This window comes from Pseudomonas sp. 1L-E-NC-VB-C3, assembly GCF_057291535.1.
The window spans coordinates 498,226-525,093 of record NZ_JBXAWD010000002.1 but is presented as its reverse complement, the minus strand read 5'-3'; the positions used below and the strand labels follow the sequence as shown (position 1 = coordinate 525,093).

At 61.0% G+C, this 26,868-nt stretch carries 19 protein-coding genes; 4 read left to right on the top strand and 15 right to left on the bottom strand.

The annotated features are described in order from the left end of the window. Window positions 1-271: 271 nt before the first annotated feature. Together ccoG and AC0Z5Z_RS05675 are read right to left on the bottom strand one after the other, a co-directional pair. Window positions 272-1,702 carry a cytochrome c oxidase accessory protein CcoG gene (ccoG, locus tag AC0Z5Z_RS05680; protein WP_485610836.1) on the bottom strand — a complete coding sequence of 477 codons (1,431 nt, stop codon included), beginning with the start codon at window positions 1,700-1,702 and terminating at the stop codon, window positions 272-274. Between the two features lie 195 nt (window positions 1,703-1,897). After that, window positions 1,898-2,146 carry a DUF3203 family protein gene (locus tag AC0Z5Z_RS05675; RefSeq protein WP_236168879.1) on the bottom strand — a complete coding sequence of 83 codons (249 nt, stop codon included), beginning with the start codon at window positions 2,144-2,146 and terminating at the stop codon, window positions 1,898-1,900. Window positions 2,147-2,267: 121 nt separating this feature from the next. Here AC0Z5Z_RS05675 and AC0Z5Z_RS05670 point away from each other — a divergent pair, with 121 nt between their 5' ends. After that, window positions 2,268-2,780 carry an MgtC/SapB family protein gene (locus AC0Z5Z_RS05670; protein ID WP_056785798.1) on the top strand — a complete coding sequence of 171 codons (513 nt, stop codon included), beginning with the start codon at window positions 2,268-2,270 and terminating at the stop codon, window positions 2,778-2,780. Between the two features lie 70 nt (window positions 2,781-2,850). Here the strand turns inward: AC0Z5Z_RS05670 and AC0Z5Z_RS05665 are convergent, their stop codons facing one another. Then, window positions 2,851-3,009 (bottom strand): hypothetical protein, encoded by a 159-nt coding sequence (locus tag AC0Z5Z_RS05665; RefSeq protein WP_167351302.1) that lies wholly within the window; start codon window positions 3,007-3,009, stop codon window positions 2,851-2,853. 217 nt (window positions 3,010-3,226) lie between these two features. Between AC0Z5Z_RS05665 and AC0Z5Z_RS05660 the strand changes: the two genes are divergently transcribed. From AC0Z5Z_RS05660 to glgB, 3 genes are all read left to right on the top strand, one after another. Continuing rightward, entirely contained in the window at window positions 3,227-5,224 is a 1,998-nt protein-coding gene (locus AC0Z5Z_RS05660) for an alpha-1,4-glucan--maltose-1-phosphate maltosyltransferase (RefSeq protein WP_095179938.1), read from the top strand. A gap of 186 nt (window positions 5,225-5,410) precedes the next feature. Beyond that, the gene (treS, locus tag AC0Z5Z_RS05655) at window positions 5,411-8,752 is read left to right on the top strand and encodes a maltose alpha-D-glucosyltransferase (protein ID WP_056785803.1); all 3,342 of its coding nucleotides are present in this window, start codon (window positions 5,411-5,413) and stop codon (window positions 8,750-8,752) included. A 2-nt stretch (window positions 8,753-8,754) separates the two neighbouring features. Continuing rightward, on the top strand, window positions 8,755-10,986 hold the full coding sequence (glgB, locus tag AC0Z5Z_RS05650) for a 1,4-alpha-glucan branching protein GlgB (protein WP_056785807.1): 2,232 nt from the start codon (window positions 8,755-8,757) through the stop codon (window positions 10,984-10,986). Between the two features lie 116 nt (window positions 10,987-11,102). Here the strand turns inward: glgB and AC0Z5Z_RS05645 are convergent, their stop codons facing one another. The 12 genes from AC0Z5Z_RS05645 to treZ form a co-directional block, all read right to left on the bottom strand. Next, window positions 11,103-12,155 (bottom strand): autotransporter domain-containing protein, encoded by a 1,053-nt coding sequence (locus AC0Z5Z_RS05645; RefSeq protein ID WP_406229066.1) that lies wholly within the window; start codon window positions 12,153-12,155, stop codon window positions 11,103-11,105. 379 nt (window positions 12,156-12,534) lie between these two features. Further along, complete coding sequence (locus AC0Z5Z_RS05640) at window positions 12,535-13,317, bottom strand: endonuclease/exonuclease/phosphatase family protein (protein WP_056786852.1); 783 nt, start codon at window positions 13,315-13,317, stop codon at window positions 12,535-12,537. Window positions 13,318-13,515: 198 nt separating this feature from the next. Then, on the bottom strand, window positions 13,516-14,274 hold the full coding sequence (locus AC0Z5Z_RS05635) for a PIG-L deacetylase family protein (RefSeq protein ID WP_095179945.1): 759 nt from the start codon (window positions 14,272-14,274) through the stop codon (window positions 13,516-13,518). Between the two features lie 178 nt (window positions 14,275-14,452). Next, complete coding sequence (locus AC0Z5Z_RS05630) at window positions 14,453-15,112, bottom strand: glycosyltransferase family 2 protein (protein WP_095179947.1); 660 nt, start codon at window positions 15,110-15,112, stop codon at window positions 14,453-14,455. Next, window positions 15,109-15,708: a class I SAM-dependent DNA methyltransferase gene (locus AC0Z5Z_RS05625; protein ID WP_353187720.1), complete on the bottom strand. Its 600-nt coding sequence runs from the start codon at window positions 15,706-15,708 to the stop codon at window positions 15,109-15,111. The genes AC0Z5Z_RS05630 and AC0Z5Z_RS05625 overlap by 4 nt, the downstream gene beginning before the upstream one ends. Continuing rightward, entirely contained in the window at window positions 15,705-16,463 is a 759-nt protein-coding gene (locus tag AC0Z5Z_RS05620) for a PIG-L deacetylase family protein (protein WP_076563072.1), read from the bottom strand. The genes AC0Z5Z_RS05625 and AC0Z5Z_RS05620 overlap by 4 nt, the downstream gene beginning before the upstream one ends. Then, complete coding sequence (locus tag AC0Z5Z_RS05615; RefSeq protein WP_485610835.1) at window positions 16,460-17,458, bottom strand: acyl-CoA dehydrogenase family protein; 999 nt, start codon at window positions 17,456-17,458, stop codon at window positions 16,460-16,462. Before AC0Z5Z_RS05615 ends, AC0Z5Z_RS05620 begins: the two co-directional genes overlap by 4 nt. A gap of 1 nt (window position 17,459) precedes the next feature. Continuing rightward, window positions 17,460-19,619 (bottom strand): glycogen debranching protein GlgX, encoded by a 2,160-nt coding sequence (gene glgX, locus AC0Z5Z_RS05610; RefSeq protein WP_041480983.1) that lies wholly within the window; start codon window positions 19,617-19,619, stop codon window positions 17,460-17,462. A 239-nt stretch (window positions 19,620-19,858) separates the two neighbouring features. Next, window positions 19,859-20,197, bottom strand: a complete 339-nt coding sequence (locus AC0Z5Z_RS05605; protein WP_056785823.1) for a DUF2934 domain-containing protein — start codon at window positions 20,195-20,197, stop codon at window positions 19,859-19,861. 21 nt (window positions 20,198-20,218) lie between these two features. After that, window positions 20,219-22,993: a malto-oligosyltrehalose synthase gene (locus tag AC0Z5Z_RS05600; protein ID WP_485610834.1), complete on the bottom strand. Its 2,775-nt coding sequence runs from the start codon at window positions 22,991-22,993 to the stop codon at window positions 20,219-20,221. Next, a complete protein-coding gene (gene malQ, locus AC0Z5Z_RS05595) occupies window positions 22,990-25,068 on the bottom strand; it encodes a 4-alpha-glucanotransferase (RefSeq protein ID WP_485610833.1) in 2,079 nt (692 codons plus the stop codon). The genes AC0Z5Z_RS05600 and malQ overlap by 4 nt, the downstream gene beginning before the upstream one ends. Then, the gene (treZ, locus tag AC0Z5Z_RS05590) at window positions 25,065-26,867 is read right to left on the bottom strand and encodes a malto-oligosyltrehalose trehalohydrolase (protein WP_485610832.1); all 1,803 of its coding nucleotides are present in this window, start codon (window positions 26,865-26,867) and stop codon (window positions 25,065-25,067) included. The genes malQ and treZ overlap by 4 nt, the downstream gene beginning before the upstream one ends. Between the last annotated feature and the right edge of the window lies 1 nt (window position 26,868).

Genomic DNA, 26,868 nt, shown 5'->3' with positions numbered 1-26,868 from the left:
ATGAAATACGCCGACCTGACAGTGCTTTGCCGAATCCATAATCGACTCGGTCTTTCAGGTCGATGCATAGCGACAGACACCTCGGTCGGCTCCCTCTCCCTCCGGGAGAGGGGACTGATTGGGGGATGCTGATGAAATACGCCGACCTGACAGTGCTTTGCCGAATCCATAATCGACTCGGTCTTTCAGGTCGATGCATAGCGACAGACACCTCGGTCGGCTCCCTTTCCCTCCGGGAGAGGGCTGGGGTGAGGGCAGCAATGCCAAATTCTCAACGATTTATCGGCGCCACAAACCGGCTCTTCGCCACGCTGTATACCTGCGGCTCGTCACTGTCTTCAATCCTGAAACTCAACGTCTGCGAACTGCTCGCCGGGCGCTCGGTGGTCATCGCCACCGACACCGGCACATCGACAATCTCTCCCGGCGCCAGGCTCAATGCCGTTTTGCCCTGCAATTCAAACCCGTCGCCATCAACCAGACTCATCCGGTACTCCTGTCGCTGCTGAGTCTTGTTGATCACTTTCAGCGAATAAATATTCTCGATCTGCCCCTGAGCGTTCTCGCGGAACAACCCGCGATCCTTGGTCACGTCCAGCGACACCATCGGCCGCTCGATCAATGCCAGCGCCAACGCTCCGATCATCACCAACAACACCGCCGTATAGCCAATTAAACGCGGACGCAGCAGATGGGTTTTGCCGCCCTGCAATTCGCGCTCGGAACTGTAGCGGATCAGGCCGCGCGGGTAATGCATTTTGTCCATGATCGAATCGCAGGCGTCGATGCACGCTGCGCAGCCAATACATTCCATTTGCAAGCCATCGCGGATGTCGATGCCGGTCGGGCAGACCTGCACGCACAACTGGCAGTCGATGCAATCACCCAGGCCGGCTTCGACCGGGCGCACATCACGCTTGCGTGGACCACGGTTTTCGCCACGGGCGGCATCATACGCAATGGTCAACGTGTCCTTGTCGAACATCACACTCTGAAACCGCGCATACGGGCACATGTGCATGCACACGGCTTCACGCAGCCAACCGGCGTTGATGTAGGTGGCGGCGGCGAAGAACAGCACCCAGAACAGACTGATGCCACCGATCTGCAGGGTCAGCAAATCTTCAGCCAGCGGCCGGATCGGGGTGAAGTAACCGACGAAGGTCAGGCCGGTCATCACGCTGATCGCCAGCCACAACGTGTGCTTGGCGGCGCGCCGCGCCAGTTTGTTCAGGCTCCACGGCGCCGCTTGCAGTTTGATCCGTTGGTTGCGTTCGCCTTCGGTGATCTTCTCGCACCACATGAAGATCCACGTCCACGAACTCTGCGGGCAGGTGTAACCACACCAGACGCGACCGGCAAACACGGTGATGGCGAAGAGTCCGAACGCAGCGATGATCAGCAGCGCCGAGAGCAAAATGAAATCCTGCGGCCAGAACGTCGCGCCAAAGATATGGAATTTGCTTTCCGCCAGATCCCACAGCACCGCCTGCCGACCGCCCCAGTTCAGCCACACGGTGCCGAAGAACAGCAGGAACAGAAACCCGGCACCGCTCATACGCAGGTTGCGGAACAGGCCGGTGAAACTGCGGGTGTGGATCTGCTTGTCGGTGGATCCGGCAGTCGCTTTCAGAGGGCGCGCGGGTACGCTTCTTATCGTCGGCGCTGCTTCTACGGTTCGGACGGGGATTTGCTCGCTCATGTTCGTTCGCTCATCAGCCTCCATCAGGCCGATGAACTATGGGCGCCGATCTGTTTGCAGAACAGACTCAGGTTTGGCAATAAAAAGCGGATCAGATGGGGTTTGGCGCAATGCCTGCGACAACTTGAAGCATCAGGGTGGGCGCGGCGCAAACGCCTATCGCGGATGTTTGCGCAGCGTATTGAGCGAGGTCAATCAAACCACCGAACCACTGTCATCGGCTTTAACGTGCTTGCGCCCGTCTTTAGCCCCGGCCACGGTCAGGGCATCGGCTTCTGCTTCGGTGATGTAGGCGCGTTTGCCTTCGATTTCCACGAACGACATGGCTTTTTCGCTATCGGTCTCGACTGTCAACGTGTCGCAGATACGGATTTCCTCACCATGCTCGACGGTGAAAAAACACACTTTCTGCTCAGGGTTGGATGCATCGATTCGAACGGTCATGGCGGCAGTCCTTTCAAGTGAGGTCTGCACGTTAGGAAACGCAGCGCGCAGTTCGTTCTGCGCAACCGATTAATGGTCGCTGTTGTCCATCGCTTATCAAGCCAATAACAAGGGAAGCACGATGGAAGACTGGTGGGATGAAGTGTGGGCCACGATGCAAGCCGAATTTGCCGATATCGGCGACGCCTCGCAAATGACCCGGATCACCGTACGCCTGCTGATGGCGGCGATTCTCGGCGGGATACTCGGATTTGAGCGCGAGCATAAAGGCAAGGCAGCGGGCGTGCGCACGCACATGCTGGTGGCGTTGGGCGCTGCGCTATTCGTGTTGGTGCCGCAGACCTCGGGCGCAGAATCCGATGCCATGAGTCGGGTCTTGCAGGGTGTGATTGCCGGGATCGGCTTTCTCGGCGCCGGCACCATTCTGAAAAATCAGCAGGGCGACGAGGCCCATGTCAAAGGCCTGACCACGGCGGCGGGCTTATGGATGACGGCGGCGATCGGCGTGGCGGCGGGGCTGGGCAAGGAAGCGACGGCATTGCTCAGTACCATTCTGGCACTGGCGATCTTCAGCGTGATGCCTTACGTGGTGAGAGTGTTCGAGAAGGATGTCGACAAGAACGACCACCTCTGACTTCCCGCCGGCTGATGGCCGTTGCCTGATAGTTCCCACGCTTCGCGTGGGAACTATCAGGGGGGCAGGGTCAGACGATCACTGGCGGCATCGTATTCGGTGGCTCTTCTTTCGGCGGTGGCGTGGTGCCGGGTGGCTCTTGCTCGGGCACCGGTGGCGGCTCGGTATCCGGCAGGGTGGGTTTGTCGATGTTCGGATCAGGCGTTTCCGCCGGGATCGGGATGTTCATCTGATGACCTCCATATGGCACATGGCGTGGGACGTGCTTAAGTGAGTTGACCCGGCCACGGCAAATTCGATCCGCCGGTTTGTCTTGTTAATTTCATCTGAACTTTTCCCCGCGCCGGTTGCTCGGAACCTAAGTGAGTTCATGACAGGGCCGGCGCTTTGTCGCGAATACTGTTCCGGCACAAGAGCGTCCTTGGGGCGTTAAGGAGAGATGCTCAATGACTGCTGAAAGACCTTCAGAGCTGAGTTACAACCCGCACATGCCATTGTCGCAGGCGTTGCTGCTGCCTCGAATCGTCATCGAAAACACCATGCCGACCCTCGACGGCGGCCAGTTTGCCGTCAAGTCGATTGCCGGGCGCGAAGTGGTGGTGACCAGCAAAGTGTTTGCCGACGGCCATGACAAGCTCGCCGTACGCATCCGCTGGCGCGAAGAAGGCCAGGAAACCTGGCAGACCGAGGTCATGTCCGATCAGGGTAACAACACCTGGCAAGGCCAGTTCCGCCCCGAAGAGCAGGGCCGCTATCTGTATTGCATCGAAGCGTGGATCGACCATTTCGCCAGCTTCCAGTACGAACTGGAAAAGAAGCACAACGCTGCTGTGCCGGTTTCCCTGGAGCTGCAGGAAGGCCGAACCATGGTGCAACAAGCCGCAGAACGCAGCGAAGGTCAGCTCAGCGAGCAGCTTGCCGCGCTGCACCATGAATTGTCCGGCCTGCTCGAAACCGAGCAGGTTGCGCTGTTTCTGCACTCGCGCAGTGCAGAGCTGATGGCCCAGGCTGATCACCGCGCCTACCTCAGCATCAGCGCCGAATTCCCCATGGACGTCGAGCGCGAACTCGCCGAGTTCGCCAGTTGGTATGAGCTGTTTCCGCGCTCGATCACCGACGATCCCCAGCGTCACGGCACTTTCAACGACGTGCACTCGCGTCTGCCGATGATTCAGGACATGGGCTTCGACGTGTTGTACTTCACGCCGATTCACCCGATCGGCCGCGCCCACCGCAAGGGCCGCAACAATTCCCTGACTGCTGGCCCGGATGATCCCGGCAGCCCGTATGCGATTGGTAGCGAAGAGGGCGGCCACGAGGCGATTCACTCGCAGCTCGGCACCCGTGAAGATTTCCGCCGGCTGGTGGCTGCCGCCGCCGATCACGGTCTGGAAATCGCTCTCGACTTCGCCATCCAGTGCTCCCAGGACCATCCGTGGCTCAAGGAGCATCCGGGCTGGTTCAACTGGCGCCCGGACGGCACGATCAAATACGCCGAAAACCCGCCGAAGAAGTACCAGGACATCGTCAACGTCGACTTCTATGCGCCGGATGCAATTCCGAGTCTGTGGGTCGAGTTGCGCGACATCGTCGTCGGCTGGGTCAAGGAAGGTGTGAAGATCTTCCGCGTCGACAACCCGCACACCAAACCGCTGCCGTTCTGGCAATGGCTGATCGCCGATGTGCGCACCCTGTATCCGGAAGTGATCTTCCTCGCCGAGGCTTTCACCACGCCGGCGATGATGGCGCGTCTGGGCAAGGTCGGTTACTCGCAGAGCTACACCTATTTCACCTGGCGCAATACCAAGGCCGAACTGGCGGAATATTTCACCGAGCTGAATCAGTCGCCGTGGCGCGAATGCTACCGGCCGAACTTCTTCGTCAATACCCCGGACATCAATCCGGCGTTCTTGCATGAGTCGGGGCGTCCCGGTTTCCTCATCCGCGCTGCCTTGGCAACGATGGGCTCGGGCCTGTGGGGCATGTATTCCGGCTTCGAGTTGTGCGAATCGGCACCGGTACCGGGCAAAGAGGAATACCTGGATTCGGAGAAATACGAAATCCGCGTCCGCGACTTCACCGCGCCGGGCAACATCATTGCCGAAATCGCCCAGCTCAACCGCATCCGCCGGCAGAACCCGGCGCTGCATACGCATCTGGGCCTGAAAATCTATAACGCCTGGAACGACAATATTCTGTTCTTCGGCAAGCGCAGCGCCGATGGCAGCAATTTCATTCTGGTCGCAGTCAGCCTCGATCCGCATAACGTGCAGGAAGCGAATTTCGAACTGCCGCTGTGGGAAATGGGCCTGCCGGACGATGCCACCACCCATGGCGAAGACTTGATGAACGGCCATCGCTGGGACTGGCACGGCAAATATCAGTTCATGCGCATCGATCCGGCGTATCAGCCGTTCGGGATTTGGCGGATTACCGCTTCGTAACATTTGCACCGCCTCCGTGGCGAGGGGATTTATCCCCGTTGGGGCGCGCAGCGGCCCCTGTTTTCAAGCTGCACCGCGTTAACAATTTGCGACTGCTGCGCAGCCGAACGGGGATAAATCCCCTCGCCACAGGGGCTCACCACTGCGAGTCCCTCGGTGTATCAGAGAATTTTTCAGGAGTTCCACATGGCGAAGAAACCCAAGGCAGCCGCCTTCATCAAAGACCCGCTCTGGTACAAGGATGCGGTGATCTATCAGGTTCACGTCAAATCGTTTTTCGACTCCAACAATGACGGGATCGGTGACTTTCCCGGGCTTATCGCCAAACTCGATTACATTGCCGACCTCGGCGTCAACACCATCTGGCTGCTGCCGTTCTATCCCTCGCCACGTCGCGACGACGGTTACGACATCGCCGAATATCGTGGTGTGCACAGCGACTACGGGACCATGGCCGATGCCAAGCGCTTCATTGCCGAAGCGCACAAGCGCGGGCTGCGGGTGATCACCGAGCTGGTCATCAACCACACCTCCGACCAGCACCCTTGGTTCCAGCGTGCGCGTAAAGCCAAGCCGGGTTCAGCGGCGCGGGATTTCTACGTGTGGTCCGATGACGATCAGAAATACGACGGCACGCGGATCATCTTCCTCGACACCGAAAAGTCCAACTGGACCTGGGATCCGGTCGCTGGCCAGTACTTCTGGCACCGCTTCTACTCGCACCAGCCGGATCTGAACTTCGACAACCCGCAAGTGATGAAAGCCGTGTTGTCGGTGATGCGTTACTGGCTCGACATGGGCATCGACGGCCTGCGCCTCGACGCGATTCCGTACCTGATCGAGCGCGACGGCACCAACAACGAAAACCTGCCCGAGACCCACGACGTCCTCAAGCAGATCCGTGCCGAGATCGACGCCAACTATCCCGATCGCATGCTGCTGGCCGAGGCCAATCAGTGGCCGGAAGACACCCAGCTGTATTTCGGTGACACCGACGCTGCTGGCGTCAATGGTGACGAATGCCACATGGCCTTCCACTTCCCGCTGATGCCGCGCATGTACATGGCGCTGGCGCAGGAAGATCGCTTCCCGATCACCGACATTCTCCGGCAGACCCCGGAAATTCCGGCGAATTGCCAGTGGGCGATTTTCCTGCGCAACCACGATGAGCTGACCCTGGAAATGGTCACCGACCGCGAGCGCGATTACCTGTGGAACTACTACGCGGCTGACCGTCGCGCGCGGATCAACCTCGGTATTCGCCGTCGTCTCGCACCGTTGATGGAACGCGACCGTCGCCGCATCGAACTGCTCAACAGCCTGCTGCTGTCGATGCCCGGCACGCCGACGCTGTACTACGGCGACGAAATCGGTATGGGCGACAACATCTACCTCGGCGATCGCGATGGCGTGCGTACACCGATGCAGTGGTCGATCGACCGCAACGGCGGTTTCTCCCGCGCCGATCCGGCCAGTCTGGTACTGCCGCCGATCATGGACCCGCAGTATGGCTATCAGTCGGTCAACGTCGAAACCCAGTCCGGCGATCCGCACTCACTGTTGAACTGGACGCGGCGCCTGCTCGCAGTGCGCAAGCAATCGAAGGCGTTCGGCCGTGGCACCTTGAAAATGCTCTCGCCGAGCAACCGTCGCGTGCTGGCTTACACCCGCGAATACACTGATGCCGACGGCAAGCACGAAATCATTCTGTGCGTGGCCAACGTCTCGCGCAGTGCGCAAGCGGTCGAGCTGGACCTGTCGGCGTATGTCGGCATGGTGCCGGTGGAAATGCTCGGTGGTAACGCGTTCCCGCCGATCGGTCAGTTGAATTTCCTCCTGACCCTGGCGCCGTACGGTTTCTATTGGTTTGCACTGGCAGCAGAGAACCAGATGCCGAGCTGGCACGTCGAGCCGGCACAGAGCCTGCCGGACTTCACCACGCTGGTACTGAAAAAACGCATGGAAGAACTGCTCGAAGCGCCATCGCGGACGACGCTGGAGCAAAGCATCCTGCCGAGCTGGCTGCAGAATCGTCGCTGGTTTGCCGGCAAGGATGCGGCGATCGAGAAGGTCAATCTGGCTTACGGCGTGCGTTTCGGCGATGCCCAGCATCCGGTGCTGCTCAGCGAAATCGAAGTAACCAGCGGTGGCCAGACCAATCGTTATCAACTGCCGTTCGGCTTCATTGGCGAAGACCATGTCGGCCCGCCATTGCCGCAGCAATTGGCGCTTTCGCGTGTACGCCGTGTGCGTCAGGTTGGCCTGATCACCGATGCGTTCACCCTGGAAACCTTCGTCCGCGCCGTTCTGCAAGGCATGCAGAACAACACCGTACTGGAGTCGATCGAAGGCGAAATCCGCTTCGAACAGACAGATCATCTGGAAAAACTCGGCCTCGGCGCCGAGTCGGATGTGCGCTACCTGTCGGCCGAGCAATCGAACAGTTCAGTGGTAATCGGCAACAGTCTGGTGCTTAAGCTGATACGCAAAGTCGCTTCTGGCGTACACCCGGAACTGGAGATGAGCGCTTACCTGACCGAGGCCGGGTTTGCCAATATCTCTCCACTGCTCGGTTCGGTGATTCGCCGTGACGCGCAGGGGGACGACAATCTGCTGATGATCGCCCAAGGCTATCTGAGCAATCAGGGCGACGCGTGGGAATGGACGCAGAACAACCTTGAACGGGCGCTGCGTGATGAACTGGCCGACGCCATGTCCGAGCAGGAGCAGCATTACAACGCCCTCGGCGAGCTGAGAGACTTCGCCGGCATGCTCGGCCAGCGTCTGGGCGAGATGCATCAGGTGCTCGCTGCGCCAACCGACAATGCCGACTTCGCGCCGCAAGTGTCGTCGAGCAAGGACATGGCCGCGACGGGCAAGGATGTCACCGCCCAGGTCGAACACGCCTTGAAGCTGCTCAAGCAGCATCAAGGCGAGTTGAATGCGACGGATCAGAAACTGGTCAAGCGTCTGCTCGACGAGAAGAAAACCATTCTTGCCCATGTGCAGGATCTGGCGAAGAAAGCCACCGGCGGCTTGCGCATTCGGGTGCATGGCGACTTGCATTTGGGCCAGGTGCTGGTGATCAAGGGCGACGCCTACTTGATCGACTTCGAGGGCGAACCGGCGCGGCCATTGAGCGAGCGTCGCGGTAAACACAGCCCGTACAAGGACGTCAGCGGCGTACTGCGTTCGTTCGATTACGCAGCGGCGATGACCATCAATGTGCATAACGTTGATAACAGCGTCGAAGCCGAAGCGGCGCGCAAACGGGTCGCCGAGCGTTATCTGCGTGAGGCACGCGAGGTATTTGTCCAGGCATACCGCGAGGCAGCAGCTAGTCTTGAGCATGCCTGGCAGGATCCCGAGGGTGCCGACGCCGCGCTGGCGTTGTTCGGCCTGGAAAAAGCCGCTTATGAAGTGGCTTACGAGGCAGAAAACCGCCCAACGTGGCTGCCCGTGCCATTGCACGGCTTGTATGGATTATTGACAGGGCTTAAACCCTTTTCCGATCTTGGTGGAGAGTAGTCATGAGTTTCTCGAACAAGGAACAGGGTGTGGTAAAGGAAGCATTGTTACCCTCGGCGCGCGACATCGATGCTTTGGTGCGCGCTGAACATCAGGACCCGTTTTCCATTCTCGGCCCGCACGGCGATGGCGCCGGCGGGCAGTTCATCCGCGCCTATTTGCCAGGTGCGCTGAGTGTGGCAGTGCTGGACAAGGACAGCGGCGAAGAGCTTGGCCCGCTGGAGATGACCGAAACGCCGGGGCTGTTTGTCGGCCATTTCGACCAGGCGCGACCGTATCTGTTGCGCACACGTTGGGCCGGTGGCGAGCAGGTTGCCGAAGACCCGTACAGCTTCGGCCAGTTGCTCGGCGAGATGGATTTGTATCTGTTCGCCGAGGGTAACCACCGCGACCTCAGCGCCTGCCTCGGTGCGCAGCTGAAGACCGTTGATGGCGTGGACGGTGTGCGCTTTGCCGTGTGGGCACCGAATGCCCGCCGTGTATCGGTGGTCGGCGATTTCAACGTCTGGGACGGCCGTCGCCACCCGATGCGGCTGCGTCATCCGTCCGGTGTCTGGGAACTGTTCATCCCGCGTCTGCAAGCGGGGGAGTTGTATAAGTACGAAATCCTCGGCGCCCACGGCATTCTGCCGCTCAAGGCCGACCCGATGGCACTGGCCACCAGCCTGCCGCCGGACACCGCTTCGAAAGTTGCCTCGCCCCTGCAGATCGACTGGCAGGATCACGACTGGATGAATTCCCGTCAGGATCGCCAGCAGCGCTCCAAACCTCTGTCGATCTACGAGTTGCACGCCGGTTCCTGGCAGTGCGAGCTGGATGATCTCGGCGAGGTCGCGCGCCAGTACACCTGGCCGGAACTGGCCGAGCGCCTGATTCCTTATGTCAAAGAGCTGGGATTCACCCACATCGAACTGATGCCGATCATGGAGCACCCCTTCGGCGGTTCTTGGGGCTATCAGTTGCTTTCGCAATTCGCCCCGAGTGCGCGTTATGGCACGCCGGATCAGTTCGCCGAGTTCGTCAACGCCTGTCACCAGGCCGACATCGGGGTGATTCTCGACTGGGTACCGGCGCATTTCCCCACCGATACCCATGGTCTGGCGCAGTTCGACGGCACCGCGCTCTACGAATACGGCAACCCGCTGGAAGGCTTCCATCAGGATTGGGACACGCTGATCTACAACCTTGGTCGCACCGAAGTGCACGGTTACATGCTGGCCTCGGCGCTGCACTGGCTGAAACACTTCCATATCGACGGCCTGCGTGTCGATGCGGTGGCGTCGATGCTGTACCGCGACTATTCGCGCAAGGCGGGCGAATGGGTGCCGAATCGCCACGGCGGTCGCGAGAACCTGGAGGCCATCGACTTCCTGCGGCATTTGAACGACGTGGTTGAGCTGGAAGCGCCGGGTGCGCTGGTGATTGCCGAAGAGTCCACCGCCTGGCCGGGCGTCAGCCAGAGCACCCAGCAGGGCGGTCTCGGGTTTGCCTACAAATGGAACATGGGCTGGATGCACGACTCGCTGCATTACATCCAGCAGGATCCGGTGTACCGCGCCCATCACCACAACGAGTTGAGCTTTGGTCTGGTCTACGCCTGGTCGGAACGCTTCATCCTGCCGATTTCCCACGACGAAGTGGTGCACGGCAAGCACTCTTTGATCGACAAGATGCCCGGCGATCGCTGGCAGAAGTTTGCCAACCTGCGCGCCTATCTGAGCTTCATGTGGACGCATCCGGGCAAAAAGCTGTTGTTCATGGGCTGCGAGTTTGGCCAATGGCGCGAGTGGAACCACGATCAGCAGCTGGACTGGTACCTGCTGCAGTATTCCGAGCACAAGGGCGTGCAGAAACTGGTTGGCGATCTCAACCGGCTGTATCGCGAAGAGCCGGCGCTGCACGATCAGGACGATGCGCCGCAGGGCTTCCAGTGGTTGATTGGCGACGATGCGATCAACAGCGTTTACGCGTGGTTGCGCTGGAGCAAGGATGGCTCGCCAGTGCTGGTGGTTGCCAACTTCACCCCGGTACCGCGCCAGGCGTATCGGGTCGGCGTGCCGTTTGCCGGGCGCTGGACCGAGCTGTTCAACAGTGACGCCGACATTTACGCCGGCTCCAACTATGGCAATGGCGGCGGAGCGTTGACCGAAGAAGTGCCAAGCCATGGTCAGTCGTTGTCGCTGGAACTGAACCTGCCACCATTGGCGGTGTTGATTCTCAAGCCGCACGGCTAGCACCTGTGGGAGCGAGCCTGCTCGCGAAGGCGCCATGTCAGTCAACGATGATGTTGAAGGTGGCACCGCTTTCGCGAGCAGGCTCGCTCCCACAAGGTTCTTCAGCGTTCAGCAGATCACCAACGCATCCGCACTCCAAGGCTGCCGATAATGCCGTTCAGGTCATTGTCATCCACATCGCTGCTGTAATCGGCGCTCATGTACAGGCTTACCGCCGGTGTGACCCGCGCCACCAGTCCCAAGCCCAATTCCACTGTTGAAGACTTGCGGCTGCTGCTGATCTTGTCGACCTGATCGAGGGTCACCGTGCTGCCGGTGTACACCGTGTGCCAAAGGTTGGTGCGCACGTAGGGTTCAACAGGCAACCCGTTCAAGTCATAACTGCCTTTCAATCGCGCACCGACACGGCCACTCCACGCGGTCAGGTCGGTCGACGAGGCGTTGCCCGAGCCTGCATAAGGCGCGTCGAGGCTGATGCGCTGGTTGATCAGTTGCGCCTGTGGTTCGACCACCCAGTTGTCACTCAAGCCGATCGGATAACCGCCTTCAACGGAAAAGGTCATCGCGTTGCCTTCGGTGACTTGCCGATTGCCTTGCGGGGTCCGACTGAAACCGCTGACCCGACCGCCACTGGCCGACAGGTCGACGTGCCAGCCCTGCGCGCCGACCAGGCTGTAATAGGCGCCAAGGCTCTGGCCTTGCAGGTTGAGGCTGTCAGTGTTGCGGTCGGCGAGGGCACGTCGGGTCAGCGCACCACCGGCATTCATCTGAATCTGATTATCGCCGCCGATCAGACCAAGGGTCTGGGTGGCACCACTGCTGCTTTTCAACGTGACCACCGCCGGGCCTTTGAACTCGCCGCCAGGCATCGCGTAACCGGAGGACAATGCATCCGTCTGCGCGCGCCGGGCGCTTTTGCCGTACAGCTCGTCCCATGTGGAGGGCGCAAGATCTTCGGTGATCAGGCGCGAACTCTGCTGACTCAATGGCAGCGGTCCGGGCGTTATCACGGTCACTGGCAAGGTCATCACAGGGACATCGGCGCGATACCACGCGCGTTCATCCGCCGAAAATTCCGCATGCGCCTCCATGGACGAGCACAGCAACAGCGAACCTGACACTGTGCAAAAAGTGATTTTCAATTCATGTGGGGTCAGTGAAGTTTTCATGGAGGTCTACCTTGCAAGCGCATGCGTCATCTCGAGTTTGGCGTCTCTCCTACCCCGAACGAGGGGCGACCGAATAGAGCGGGGCGAACCGCGGCTGCTCGATTTCGCGAGTGCCGGAAGGTCAGCCCCAGTAGTGATTCCGGGGGTAGTAAGGTAGAGATAAGAAGAGCGATGCTCGCGCGTCAAGAAAATGCACGATGAATGGCGCGCTTAAATCAGCAACCGCAAGCGTTTGTTTTTCTGCACATAACTAAGTGCTTGTTTGCATGGAAAAACGCTTGCGAAGGGTGCATCTGACGGTTTTTTGCCGCCGACGAAAGGTCCTTCCGAGCGGTTATTGCCGGAACGACCTGTCATTGGATGGCTGTCAAAAATGCAGCTAGAGGTGCACTTCAACCGCCAAGGGAAGATGATCCGACAAATGCGTCCATGGCTTGTTGCCGAGAATCCTTGGATCGTGGCTACTGGCATTGCGCAGGTAAATCCGGTCCAGGCGCAACAGCGGGAAACGCGCCGGATAGGTTTTCGCCGGGCGCCCATGATGACGTTCAAAAGCTTCGTGCAAATAGTCGCGACGGGCGAGGGCGGCGTTGCCCTGCAACTGCCAGTCATTGAAATCACCGGCAATGATCACCGGCGCATCGTCGGGCAGTGATTCAAGCAACTGGCAAAGCAGCTGCAACTGCAATTGCCGATGGCTCTCCAGCAGACTCAAATGCACACAGATCGCGTGCACCTCGGCATGCCCGGGCACATCAAGAATGCAGTGCAACAGCCCGCGCCGTTCAGGCCCGGTGATCGACACGTCGAGGTTGCGGTATTCGCGGATCGGGTATTTCGACAGCAGCGCGTTGCCGTGGTGGCCGTCGGGGTAAACGGCGTTGCGGCCGTAGGCAAAATCGCTCCACATACTGTCGGCGAGGAATTCGTATTGCGAGGTCTGCGGCCAGTCGTTGTAGCGACTCGAATGGCGTTCGTGTTCACCCACCACTTCCTGCAGAAACACCAGATCGGCCGAGGTACTGCGCATCGCTTCGCGCAGCTCCGGGAGAACGAACCGCCGATTCAGCGCGGTGAAGCCCTTGTGGGTGTTGACCGTGAGTACCCGCAGGCGATGAATGACTGGCGCGTCGACCACTTGACGCTTGGGATCGCTGGACACGTTCACTCCTCTGATTTGGGCCATGCCTGTTCATGCGACTGGTTTGAGGGGGTGGCAGTTCCTTCCGATGATTCACTGCTGGGCCAATGTGGGAGCGAGCCTGCTCGCGAAGACTTCATCACGTTCAATACATCTGACACATGACACACCGCTTTCGCGAGCAGGCTCGCTCCCACAGGTATTGTGAGCTTCCGCCGTTCAGAAGAAGACGATTTCATACGGCAAGCGCATCCGCTCCAGCAGCACCGGGGGCAGCAGCGGGGCGATGCCGATGGCCGGTTCGCCCTTGAGCTGGCTGGCGTAAGCGTGGGTGGCGTGGCTCTTGCGCGCTACCGTCCAGGTGTCGAGACGCAGCTTGCGCGCGCGTTCCCAGGGAATCATTTGCTGCTCGCGCTCCGGCCAGTGCCAGGCCCACACCGGCACATCGTGGTAGGTCGCCCCGGCCTTTTGCGCCGCGTCGAAACTGGCGCGGCCAACCACTTCATGATCCGGCGGGCCATCCTTGCGCCAGGTACTGAACACTACGTCGCCCGGTCGCAGATAACGGCCGATGAACTCGGCGAGCTGGCTTTGCTGATCACTCAGTGCGTTGTCGGTAAAGCCGCCGCGCACCCACTTCAGGCTGTGCATGGGCAGGCCGAGGCGGCGCAGGGCTTCGACGCTTTCCTGCGGGCGGAACACGCTCAGGCGTTGTTCCGACCATTGCCGCGAGCCGGGGTGGCTGGCGCTGCCGTCGGTAATGGAGAGCAATTGCAGTGGATGGCCAAGGCTGGAAAGCAATTGCAGCAGACCGCCGCAGGTGACCACTTCATCGCCCGGATGCGGGGCGATGACCACGGCGCGGGCGCCGGCGGGAACCAGGCTGTGGGTGTTGATGACGGGAATATTGTCGAGCTGCGGCGCGCTGTTCCAGATCTGTGCTGGCAGGCCGTGTTCGTTGAGCAATGACGATTTCATGAGTGCGACGTCCTTGTGGTATCTCGCCCTCAGTCGTGAACAGCCAACGCTGATCGCGGCCCGTGAAGGCAAATGAATAGCAACGGTGCAGTGCTCCAACCCTTGGATTACTGCGAGGCAGAGTATTGCTCAAGACAGCCGATTCGTCGCGTCACAGATCAATCTGATCCGTATTTTTTTATTCCAGCTGTGCCAGATTGCGCAGAAAGTCACCGAATCCGCCCTTGGCCCGACTGTCGAGACGGGCGCTGGTGTGCACTTGCGGGCGATGACTCCAGGCGATATTCGCACCGCTGCGCTCCAGCGCACGCACCAGTTGCACGTCCTCGTCACAGGTCAGCGGTTTGAAACCGCCGGCCAGGCGATAAGCCTCGGCGCTGACACCGAGGTTGGCGCCGTGAATGTGTCGATGGCCATCGCGCGCCTGATAATGGCGGTGATAGCGAATCTGCGCCGCTTCATCGATCGATTCGTGCCAGTGCTCGACGGTCACCGTGCCGCACACTGCGTCCGCCTCCAGTCCCAGTTGCGCCGCCAGCCAGTCATCGGCGACGCGGCTGTCGGCGTCGGTACAGGCGATCCAGCGGGCACCGCGCTCGAGCAGCAGTCGCGCACCGGCGGCTCGGGCTTCGCCGACGTTGCGTGCGTCGATCTGCAGGCTCAGCACCGGATAAGCGCTGACGATCTGCGCCGAGGCGTCGCTGCAACTGTCAAGCACCACCAGGATTTCCACCGGCTCGCCGGCCAGTTGCCCATGCTGGCTGGCCCGCAGGGCGGCGCGCAGGCATTCATCGAGCAGCGCCTCTTCGTTGTGTGCAGGAATCACGATACCGATCAACGCAAGCCCTCCAGTGCCGCCACCGAGCGTGGCTCGCGGCTCCACAGTTCGAGAATGAAATCCGCTTCCTGATGCAGCACCAGACGCGGCAAAGCCAATTGATCGTGGATCTGATCGTGGACCTGACGTGCATTCAACGGGCAGCCCTCGATCGGCGGGCGCCAATGGCAAGCCAGCAGTTGACCGTCGGCGGTCAGTGATTCGCTGACCCGGCGGATCACTTCTGTCAGATCTTTGTCGTCGAGGTAGTAGCCGATTTCGCTGAATACAATCAGGTCGAATTTTTCCTCCGGCCAGTCAGCCGGGAGGCGGCCCTGACGGACTTCGGCATGCTCGAATACGCTCAAGCGAGTGCGCGCCAGCTTCACCGCCGCGCTCGCCGTGTCGCAGCACAACAGGCGGTCGCAGCGCGGAGCCAGTTCTGCACTCAGTTCGCCGTTGGCGCAACCCGGTTCGAACACCGACCTGTAGCGCGGACGCGGCAGGGCGGCGAGGGTGATCGCGCGTTTGCGCTGCTCGTACCAGCGCTGGCGAAACGCCCATGGGTCGTCATTGCCCGCGAACAGGCCGTCGAAATAGCGGTCATCGACGCTCACAGGAACACCACTTCAAAAGGTTGCAGCAAACGATCAAGCACATAGGGAGCGAGCACCGGCCCGAGCCCGACGTCGCGGTCGCCTTCCAACTGGCTGGCGAACGCGTGGGCCGCGTGGCGTTTGCGCGCGATGTGCGTGGGTGACAGAAGAATCTTGCGCGCGCGTTCCCATGGTACCGAGGCGTCTTCCGGGGTTGCCCAGTGCCAGGTCCAGACCGGAAGTTCATGGCAGGTCGCACCGACGCGTCGCGCCGCCTCGACACTGGCGCGGCCGACGGCCTCATGATCGCTGTGGCCGTCCTGGCGCCAGGTAGTGAAAACCACGTCACTGGCATGCAGATACCCGGCGATGAATTCGCTCAACCCGGTTTCCTGAGCCGCCACTTGGGTGTCGGTAAACCCGCCGCGCAGCCATTTCAGGCTGTGCATCGGCAAGCCGAGGCGGCGCAGAGCTTCGGCGGATTCCTGCGGTCGCACCACGCTCAAGCGTTCGACCGTCCAGCGTTGCGAGCCGGGGTGACTGGCGCTGCCATCGGTAACCGAGATCAATTGCAACGGCCGTCCCGCCGCCGCCAGCAATTGCATGATGCCGCCGCAACCGAGCACTTCATCATCCGGATGCGGCGCGATGATCACCGCCCGCGAACCCAGCGGTACGAGGTCAAGAACGTCGATGGCGGGCAGTTCGGCCAGACGCTGCGAACCCTGCCATTGCTGCAGTGAAGTGCCCTGGCCGACGATCGGGTTGTCCCTCATAACGCCCAGACCTCGCAGGATTGACCGGCAATCCGCTGGCCCAGCGCAGCAAGGTCGCGCTCGGCGTGACTCTGGCGCAGAAACACCGGCAAGTCGGCACTCAGTCGCGCAAAATGCCGATCCTGACAAAACGGCCCGGCGCCCAGCGCCCGCCCGACTTCACGCATGACCTGTTCGGCAGACTGTTCGACCACCGCGCGGGCGCGACGGGCCAGCAGTTCAGCGTCAGCCTCAGGCTGCGCATCGATTTGCAACGCGCTGAAGCGCAACACGTCGGCCGCCGCTTGCAGTGCTGTGTCAGTCGCACCGAGATGGGCGAGGGCGTGCGGTTCATCGCGTTGCGCGCAATGCTGACGCAGCCCTTCGGCAATCCGCCGTGAAGCGCCGTACCAGCAAGCCGCGATACCGATCCCGCCCTGCCAGAACCCCGGCCGTTGCAGGTAATCACCGGGGTTGCCAATGGCCTGCGCTTCAGCGTTGTCGAACAGCACTTCGACGCTGCCGGTGGCCGCCATGCCCACCGCTTGCCAGCCTTGATCGGTGATGGTCACGCCAGGTTGATCGAGTGCGACTGCAACCAATTGCTGCTGATCATCAGCGTCCCACGCAGTGAGCAAGGCGTGGCTGAGCACCGCAGCGCCAGAGCACCAGGCCTTGCGCCCGTTCAGCATCACCATATGCCCGGACGGCGTGACTTTCACCCGTGCCTGCGGCGGCTCGGCAGCCCACATGCCCCACGTGCTGCCTGGGGTTGGCGTACCGCCCAATTGCTCGATGATCGCCAGCGCATCCGTGTGGCCTTCATAGAGTTTGCACAGCCCAAGATCGTGTCCGCCCACCTCCGATAGACGCTGGAAGCGCTCCAGCGTGTGACCGCTGCCGGGCAACGGCAAGCGGTCAAGGCCGGCCTCGACCATTGCCCGCAAGCAACGGCCGAGGGCATTGGTATCGGCGTAATCTGGCGGACGGCGAGCCAGATAATGTTGAAAGTCCATATCAATCTTCTTCGTCACGTTGCAGTTCGAACAACAGCAACGAACGCCCGGTCACCGAATACTCGTGGCCGAATTCGAAGCGTTCCTGGCCGCGAATCGACGGCTGATTGGTATCGATCATGCACGTCCAGAAGCCACCATCCGGTACTTCCGGCAGGGTGAAGTTGACGATGTCATGGTGTGCGTTGACCACCAGCAGCAGCGTCGCGTCGGCGCCTTTGCGACGGATGCCGGTTTCCTGCGCGCGACCGTCGAGCAGCATGCCCAGGCAGCGATTGTGCGCATCGTGCCAGTGCTCGGTGGTCATTTCGGTGGCGTCCGGTGCCAGCCAGGTCACGTCCTTGACGCCGATATCTTCGTTGTACTCGCCGACCAGGAAGCGTCCGCGACGCAGGATCGGATAAGTCAGGCGCAGTTTGATCAGGCGTTTGACGAACTTGAGCAGGGCCTTGCCGTCCTCGCTCAGGTCCCAGTTGACCCAGCCAATCTCGCTGTCCTGGCAATAGGCATTGTTGTTGCCGTCCTGCGTGCGGGCGAACTCGTCACCGGCGACGATCATCGGCGTACCTTGGGCCAGCAGCAGAGTGGCGAAGAAATTGCGCATCTGCCGGTGGCGCAGAGCGTTGATTTCCGGATCGTCGGTCGGGCCTTCGACGCCGTGGTTCCACGACAGGTTGTTGTTGCTGCCGTCCTGATTGTTTTCGTCGTTGGCTTCGTTGTGCTTGTCGTTGTACGAGACCAGATCGTTGAGGGTGAAACCGTCGTGGGCGGTGATGAAGTTCACCGACGAATACGGCCGGCGCCCACGCTGGTTGAACATCTCCCCGGAAGCGGTCATGCGGCTGGCGAAATCGGCAAGCTGAGCGTCGTCGCCTTTCCAGAACGCGCGCACGGTGTCGCGGAACTTGTCGTTCCACTCAACCCAGCCCGGCGGAAAGTTGCCGACCTGATAACCGCCGGGGCCGCAGTCCCAGGGTTCGGCGATCATTTTCACCTGACGCAGCACCGGGTCCTGACGGCAGGCGACGAGGAAGCTGTGGCGCTCGTCGAAACCATCGTGGTAACGGCCAAGAATGGTTGCCAGGTCGAAGCGGAAACCATCGACGTGCATCTCGCTGGCCCAATAGCGCAGGGAGTCAGTGACCATTTGCAGCACGCATGGGTGACTCAGGTCCAGGGTGTTACCGGTGCCGGAGTCGTTGATGTAGTAGCGCTTGTCGTCGGGCATCAAGCGGTAGTAGGAGGCGTTGTCGATACCGCGCATCGACAGGGTCGGACCTTGCTCGTTACCTTCGGCGGTGTGGTTGTAGACCACGTCGAGAATGACTTCGAGATTGGCATCGTGCAGGTGCGCGACCATTTCCTTGAATTCGGCAATCTTGCCGCTGGCCAGATAACGCGGGTCCGGGGCGAAGAACGCGATGCTGTTATAGCCCCAATAGTTGGTCATGCCCTTTTGCAGCAGATGCTGATCGTTGACGAAGGCGTGAATCGGCAGCAGTTCGACAGACGAAACACCGAGCTTGCGAATGTGCTCAAGCACGTCGTCGACCATCAAGCCGCCAAAGGTGCCGCGCAGGTTTTCCGGCACCGAAGGATGACGCATGCTGATGCCGCGCACGTGGGTTTCGTAAATGATGGTCTTGTCCCACGGCACGCTGACGCGATGGTCATTGCCCCAGGTGTGGGCCGGGTCGATAACCTTGCACTTGGGCACGAACGGCGCACTGTCACGCTCGTCGAAACTCAGGTCAGCGTCGGGGTGGCCGATGGTGTAGCCGAACAGCGCTTCCGACCATTTCAGCTCGCCGACCAATTGTTTGGCGTAAGGGTCGATCAGCAGTTTGTTGTGGTTGAAACGGTGACCATTGGCCGGGTCATAGGGACCGTAGACGCGGTAGCCGTAAATCAGCCCCGGATGCGCATCCGGGAGGTAGCCGTGGTAGATCTCATCGGTGTATTCCGGCAGCTCGATGCGCTCGAGTTCGACCTCGCCGGCATCGTCGAAAATGCACAGCTCGACCTTGGTGGCGTTGGCGGAAAACAGAGCAAAGTTCACCCCCAGACCATCCCAGGTCGCACCCAGCGGAAAGGGCAGGCCTTCACGGATTCTCGACGGCTCGGCGTGCGCAGCGGGTTCGGCTTTCTTTGGACGGGTCATGATTGCTCCTGCAAAAAAACGGGACAGTTCAGGCAATGAGATTTCCTGGTGGGAGCGAGCCTGCTCGCGAAAGCGTCGGTACATTCGACGTTTTCACCAACTGACCTAGCGCTTTCGCGAGCAGGCTCGCTCCCACAGGGTGGTGTGTTTTGCCCCAAGAAGGGCTTTCTTCGGGGCGCAAGAACCCCTTGTGGCGAGCACGCTCGCCACACAGTCATTCAGTTCAAAAATGGATCGGGTCAGTTCGCCGGAGGCTTCTTCGCTGCTCGCGGCTTTTTCTCGGCAGCCTTTTCGCCCGGCGGGACTACTTTGGCCGTGGCCGCAGGCTTGGCTTTCGCCGCTGGTTTGGCTTTGGCGGCTGCCGGTGTCTTGCCGTCTGTGCTTTTCGCTGCTGCGCCTGTAGTCTTGCCAGCCACTTTGCTGCCGGCCGCCTTGGGTGGCTTCTTGGGTGCCAGCGCTTCGGCCTCGGCCAACTTGCGCGCCATTTCCCAATGACGTTCTTCGTGGCCTTCAGGTTTCCCTTCCGACTCCCAGATCTGATAGGCGAATTCGCGAATGCGTTTATCGTCGGTGCTCATCGCAATGCTCCTGAACTGAACTCATGCTTGTGTTAAGTGTTGGATAAAGAGATTGACCGGGACATCCCCCAGCGCTTCGCTGACATTCAGCTCCCTGTTTTGTGTGACTACGCTGCTTGCAAAAAGTCCCTTCAGGTTTGCATCCGAAGCGGCAGACGGTAAAACCACCCGCGTATCGCCCCAGCGCAGCGCATCGACCTGCGGGATGGCACTGTTTTCCAGCAACGTTGCGCAACGCATCGGCACTACGACAATGGCCCGCACGCCTTCGTGTTCACGCGCGAATGCCAAGACGTTGTGCGCCTGACTGCCCAGTACTTCCAATGGCTGGTAATCGCCACGGCGGAACAGTTCGCCGTGGTCCTTGCGCAGGTTCAACACCTCGCTGATCAGCGCCTGTTTGATGCGCCCGTCACGCCAGTCCTTGAGCAGTTCGGTACCCGGCACGGATGCCTGCAACGCTTGCTCGCGGGCGGCGTAATCCACCGGGCGGCGGTTGTCCGGGTCTACCAGACTGAAGTCCCAGTACTCGTTGCCCTGGTACAGATCCGGCACACCCGGCACGGTCATGCGCAGCAAGGTTTGCGCCAGCCCGTTGAGCGCGCCGGCAGCGGCGATGCTGTTGACGGTCTTGCTCAGCGCCGCACGCAGCAACTCGCCTTCTTCACCGGTCAGCAGCTTCTCCGTGAAAGCCTGGGCCGCGTTTTCATAGGCTTCATTCGGCGCGCTCCAGCTGCTTTGCAGCTTGGCTTCGCGCAGGGCTTTCTGTTGCCACTGCCAGATGCGCTTGGCGTAATCGGCGAAACCGGCCTTGTCGTCGTCCTGCAGGTCCAGCGGCCAACTGCCGAGCAATGCCTGATAGAGGATCAGTTCGTCGCCAGCGGAAGGCGCGTCATCTTCGATGCGCACCGGGCGGGCGAGGGCGCGCCACAGTTCGACCTGATCGGCGTACCAATGGCTGCGCTCACTGAGTACGGCCAGCCGGGCGCGAGTGTCTTCACCGCGCTTGTGATCGTGGGTGGCAGTCGCCAGAAGGTTGTCGGGAAACTCCGTCATGCGCTGTTGATTGACTTCGTGGAACTCGCTGACCGGCGCACTGAATTGCTCGGTGTTGTAACCGACATCGTTGCGCGACAACAGCACCGCCGAGCGATACAGCGCAGTATCTTCCACGGCTTTGGCAGCTGCGGGCGAGGTCAGTTGCTGGAACCGCACGCAGGCATGCTTGAGGATCTTGCGCGAGCGCCCCCGTGGCTTGCGGCGCCATGGCGTGCCGCCAAGCCAGCTGGCGACCGAGTCGAGCACTGGCCAGTCAGCTTCGCTGAGGGTCTGCCGCGCACCGTCCATGGCGTGCAGGAAAATCGCTTCGTCCTGCTCGGAACGGCCCATCGCGCTGATGTAGGTGCGATAAACCGGGAAGTGCACGATCAACGCATGCAGCACGCGGCGAATCGCGCCCAGGGTCAGGTCGCGGGTCATCAAGTCATCACGTGCTACCTGATGCAGCGCCTGGGCAACACTTTCGAAGTCGCTGGCCAGCGAACCATTGAGGATTTGCTGACGGGCCAATTGCGCTTCTTCCATGAACGCTGCCGGGCGCTCGGTGCGGCGCTGCCAGAGTTCGCCGAGGACATGTTCGCCGTCCGGGTCGTGTTGCAGCAGCGACAGCTGATTCATGAACTCGTAACCGGTGGTGCCGTCGACGCTCCAGTCGCGGCGCAGGGTTTCGCCCTCGCCGAGGATCTTCTCGACATAGATCGGCAGATGACGTCCCGGTGCCAAGTGATCCAGACGCCGACGCAACTTGCGGCAGTAGCCACGCGGGTCGGCGAGGCCGTCGATGTGGTCGATGCGCAGGCCGTCGACCAGACCTTCTTCAACCAATTGGAAGATCTTGCCGTGGGTTGCTTCGAACACTGCCGGGCGCTCCACTCGCAGACCGCCAAGCTCGTTGATGTCGAAGAAGCGCCGCCAGTTGATGTCGTCCGCCGCCGTGCGCCAACTGGCCAGGCGATAGCTTTGCCGCTCGAGCAACTCGTGGAGCTTGTGGAAGCCCTCGTCAGTGGTGGAATCGTATTGGGCGACATTGCTTTCGATGGTGGCCAGAACACGCGGATCGCTTGCCAGCTCTCGCAACTCCTGCTTCAGCGGGATCGCCAGCGAGTGAGCATCGGTCTGGTAACTGAGCGTACTGAAACGATCTGCCAGCGATTTCAGCGTGTCGTCGGACTTGAGCAGCTCGCCATAGTTGTTCGGGCAGACCGGGAAGTGGTGGTCGTAATGCTCGACGTAAAAAGTCCCGGTCTGCGCGTTGAATTTGAGCTTGAGTGTGCCTTCCTGCAACGCCACCCCGTAGTCACTGCCAAGAAACGGCAGCAGCAATTGGCCTTCCATCAACGGGTCCGGCGAGTGCCACTGAATGTCGAAGAATTCGCCATACGGACTCAGGCGTCCCCATTCGAGCAGGTCAAGCCACCACGGGTTGTCATTGCCGCCCACGGCCATGTGGTTGGAAACGATGTCGAGGATCAGCCCCATGTTGTGTTCACGCAGGGTGCTGACCAGTTGGCGCAATGCCGGCTCGCCGCCCAGTTCCGGATTGACCTGGGTCGGGTCGACCACGTCGTAGCCATGCATGGAACCGGCGCGCGCCGCCAGCAGTGGCGAGGCGTAGATATGGCTGATGCCGAGTCGGGCAAAGTAGGGCACCAGTGGCACCGCTTGTTCGAGGGTAAAACCTTTATGAAATTGCAGGCGCAACGTGGCGCGCAGTGGCTGGATTTGCTGTTGATTCATTGGTCACGCTCAGAGGCTTGAAGGCGCGCGCAGGCCAGCAGTTCCAGGCGGCGGGCGGCATCGGGGCCGTCCAGCAACGCTTCGCTGGGACCGGGCAAACGTCGCGACCAGTTCGGATGTGAATCGGTGGTGCCAGGCAGATTCGGCTGTTCATCGATACCCAGGGCATCTTCCAGCGGCAGCAGCACCAGCGGCGCGCGGGTGTGCCCGAGGAAACGCACACTGGCATCGACCACTTGATCGGCTTCGTGAGACTCTTCGCGGAAGTTCTGTGGATCCTGACGCAGCGCATCGCGCAGGCCTTCGCGTTCACGCTCGCGATGCCGGCGCCAGTCGATTTCGCCGTTGGCATCGACCAGACCGAGGCGCGCGTTCCAGTCGATATCGCGGCCATGCCACCAGCCATTGAGTGTCGGCAGGTCATGGGTGCTGGTGGTGGCCAAGGCATCATCCGGCCAGTCGAGAATCGGTTTGAAGCGGGTATTGTCCTGTTCGAACAACAGCACGCGCATGCCCAGAATCGAGCGCGCGGCGAGTTTTTCCCGCAGGCCTTCCGGCACGGTGCCGAGGTCTTCACCGAGCACGATGGCTTGATGCCGATGCGACTCGAGGGCCAGCAGGCGCAGCATGTCGTCGAACGGGTAATACAGATAGGCGCCATCCGCCGGGGCGGCGCCGTTGGGAATCACCCACAGGCGTTGCAGGCCCATGACATGGTCGATGCGCAGGCCTCCGGCGTGGGCGAAGTTGGCGCGCAGCATCTCGATGAAGGCACGGAAACCGTTGCGGATCAACCCTTCCGGCGAGAACGCGGAAATGCCCCAACCCTGGCCGCTGCGGTTCAGGATGTCCGGTGGCGCGCCGACGGTCAGGGAGGCGAGCAATTCATCCTGGAAACTCCAGGCCTGACTGCCGGCACCGTCAGCACCGACGGCGAGGTCGGCGATCAGGCCAATGCCCATGCCGGCACTGCGCGCGGCAGATTGCACGCGCTCGAGGCAGCGATGGATCAGCCATTGGCAGAAGGCGAAATAACCGATGCGCTCGGCATATTCTTCGGCAAAAGCGCCCAGCGCCGCGCCGCGCGGGTCGTGCCAGTGCTCCGGCCATTCGCGCCAGTCGAGGCTTTCGCCACGGGCGGCGCGCATTTCCTGAATCGCTTCGAAGCGACAATGATTCTCCAGCGCTTCGCCACCGGCATGACGGAAACTGGCGAAGTCGGCGTGCAGCGGATGCTCGCCAGCGACGAAACCATCATATAAGGCTTGCAGCAGTTTCTGCTTGGCTTGGGCGGCGGCAGGCCAGTCGATCAGCTTGAGATTTTCCAACTGGTCGAACTGCGCGGCCAAGCCACTGGCATCGATTGCGTCACGCAATGCGCGCTCGCCGAGAATGCTGCCCGGCGCGGCATACAGTGAATTGAGAAACAAGCGGCTGGACGGCGAATAGGGGCTGTAGCGGCCATTGTCTGAGCTGAACATCGCGTGCATCGGACTGATCGCCAGCGCATCGGCGCCGCGTTCACCCGCTACACGAACCAATTCCTCCAGCGCCTGGGTGTCGCCGAAACCACCGTCACCCGGACGGCGCAGCGAATACAACTGGGCGCTCAGACCCCAGGCGCGCGGGATCGGGCTATCGACCGCATCGCCAACGCTGAAACAACGCTCAGGCGCCACAGCGAGAGTGAAATACTGATCGCCGATGTGCACTTGCTGGTAACCGACCGGAATCAAGCCGGGCAACATGGCTTCGTTGTCCAGCTTGAGGTTCATCTGCGCGCCGTCTTCAAGATGAATCTCGCAGGGCGTCTCCGGTGTGAAGTAGCGACTCAGGTCGAGGGCAACGCCAACGTCGCAGGTCAGCAGGGGCGGCAGATGGCGGTCTTGCTGGACTTCTTGCAGTTGCAACAGGCTGGCATCGATTTCTTGCGCGGTGCTGGCGGGGTGGCCGAGTCCGATCAGGACATTGCGCAACACAGCGGGAGCGACTTTTTGCTGACGCCCGTTGGCGTCGATCCAGTCGACGGCAAGGCCGGCTCGACTGGCGAGTATTTCCAGTTGCGCATCGCTCATAGGCGCTCTCCATCCAGGGGGTGCAAAAGGGGTGCGGCCGTGAGGCTGACGAGCGCGGTGTACGCCGGCAGTTGGTTCGGGTCCGACAGTTCGATCGCGGCTGGCTGTTGAAACAGCCACTCGGTATCGGTCTGTGCAGGGTTGACCACTGGCGTGTCACTGAGGTTCAGGTCAATTCGCAGCTCACTGCCGTTGCCCAGCCGCCAGCGCGCGCTGACCGCTCCATAGCCGAGCATTTGCGCGCCCAGAGCCTGGGTCCCGGAGAGATGAGGAATGATGTACTGATGGCGCAACTTCAGCAGTTGCCGGTAGAGCTCTTGGGTCTGCTGTTGCAATGGCGTGCCGCTGCCGGACAGTCGGGGCTGCGAAGCGTGGAAGGTGTCCTGGGCATTCGGATCGGGGATCTGCTCGCGCTTGTGCGGATCGGTGAAGGCACTGAATGCGGCGAACTCGTTGCGCCGACCTTCACGCACCAGTTCCGCCAGTTCACCGTGGTGGCTGGTGAAAAACAGGAACGGTTGCTCGGCGGCAAACTCGTCGCCCATGAACATCAGCGGAATCATCGGCGACAGCAGCAACAACACCGTCGCCGCCTGCACCGCACGCGGGTCGGCAAGCTGATGCAGACGTTCGCCAAACGCGCGGTTGCCGATCTGGTCATGGTTCTGCAGGAACAACACGAAAGCGGTGGAGGGCAGATGTTCGCTCGGCTCGCCGCGAGGTTCGCCATGGCGAGTGATGTGGCCCTGGAATACGAAGCCCTGACTCAGGCAGCGCACCAGTTGCTCGGTGGGCTGCGCGGCATAGTCGGCGTAATAGGCGTCGGTTTCGCCGGTCAGCAGCACGTGCAACGCGTTATGACCGTCATCGTTCCATTGCGCGTCGTAATCGTTTTCCAGCAGGCTCGACTGGTTCAGCTCGTTTTCGACGGTCAGCCAGACGTGCCGGGTCGGGTTGATCTGCTGGCGAATGCGCCGGGCCAGATCGCTGAGGAAATCCGGGTCTTCAATCGCGTGCACCGCATCCAGACGCAGGCCGTCGAAACGGTATTCGAGCAGCCACATCAGTGCATTCTCAATGAAGAACTCGCGCACTTCCGGGCGGCGGAAATCGATCGCCGCGCCCCATGGCGTGTGCTTGTCCTCGCGGAAAAAGCCTTTGGCGTAACGATGCAGATAGTTGCCGTCGGGGCCGAAGTGGTTGTAGACCACGTCGAGAATCACCGCCAGGCCATGGCCGTGGGCGGTGTCGATCAGGTGTTTGAGTTGTTCGGGGGTGCCGTAGGAGGCTTGAGGCGCGTAGGGCAGCACCCCGTCGTAACCCCAGTTGCGATCACCGGGAAATTGCGCCAGCGGCATCAGTTCGATCGCGGTGATGCCCAGCGCCACCAGCCGCGCCATATGCTGTTCGACTTCGGCAAATCCACCGAGCGCACCGACGTGCAACTCATAAATTACCGCTTCACTCCACGGCCGACCATTCCAGGTCGTGTGCCGCCATTGATAGGCATGGGGGTCGACCACCACGCTGTGGCGGTCAAGGTCACCATCCTGCGCTCTGGAGGCCGGGTCCGGCACCTCCAGTTCGCCATCGATGCAGTAACGGTAGCGACTGCCCGCCGGGCAATTGGCCTTGATTACAAACCAACCGTCACCCTGAGGCAGCATGGGCAACGATTTTCCATCTTCCAGTTCCACACTGACGTAGAACGCGTCAGGCGCCCACAACGCAAATTGCGTGTGCTCGGCATCCAGCATGATCGCGCCGTGGGGCCAGGTTTCTTGGGTCCTTGACGGCATT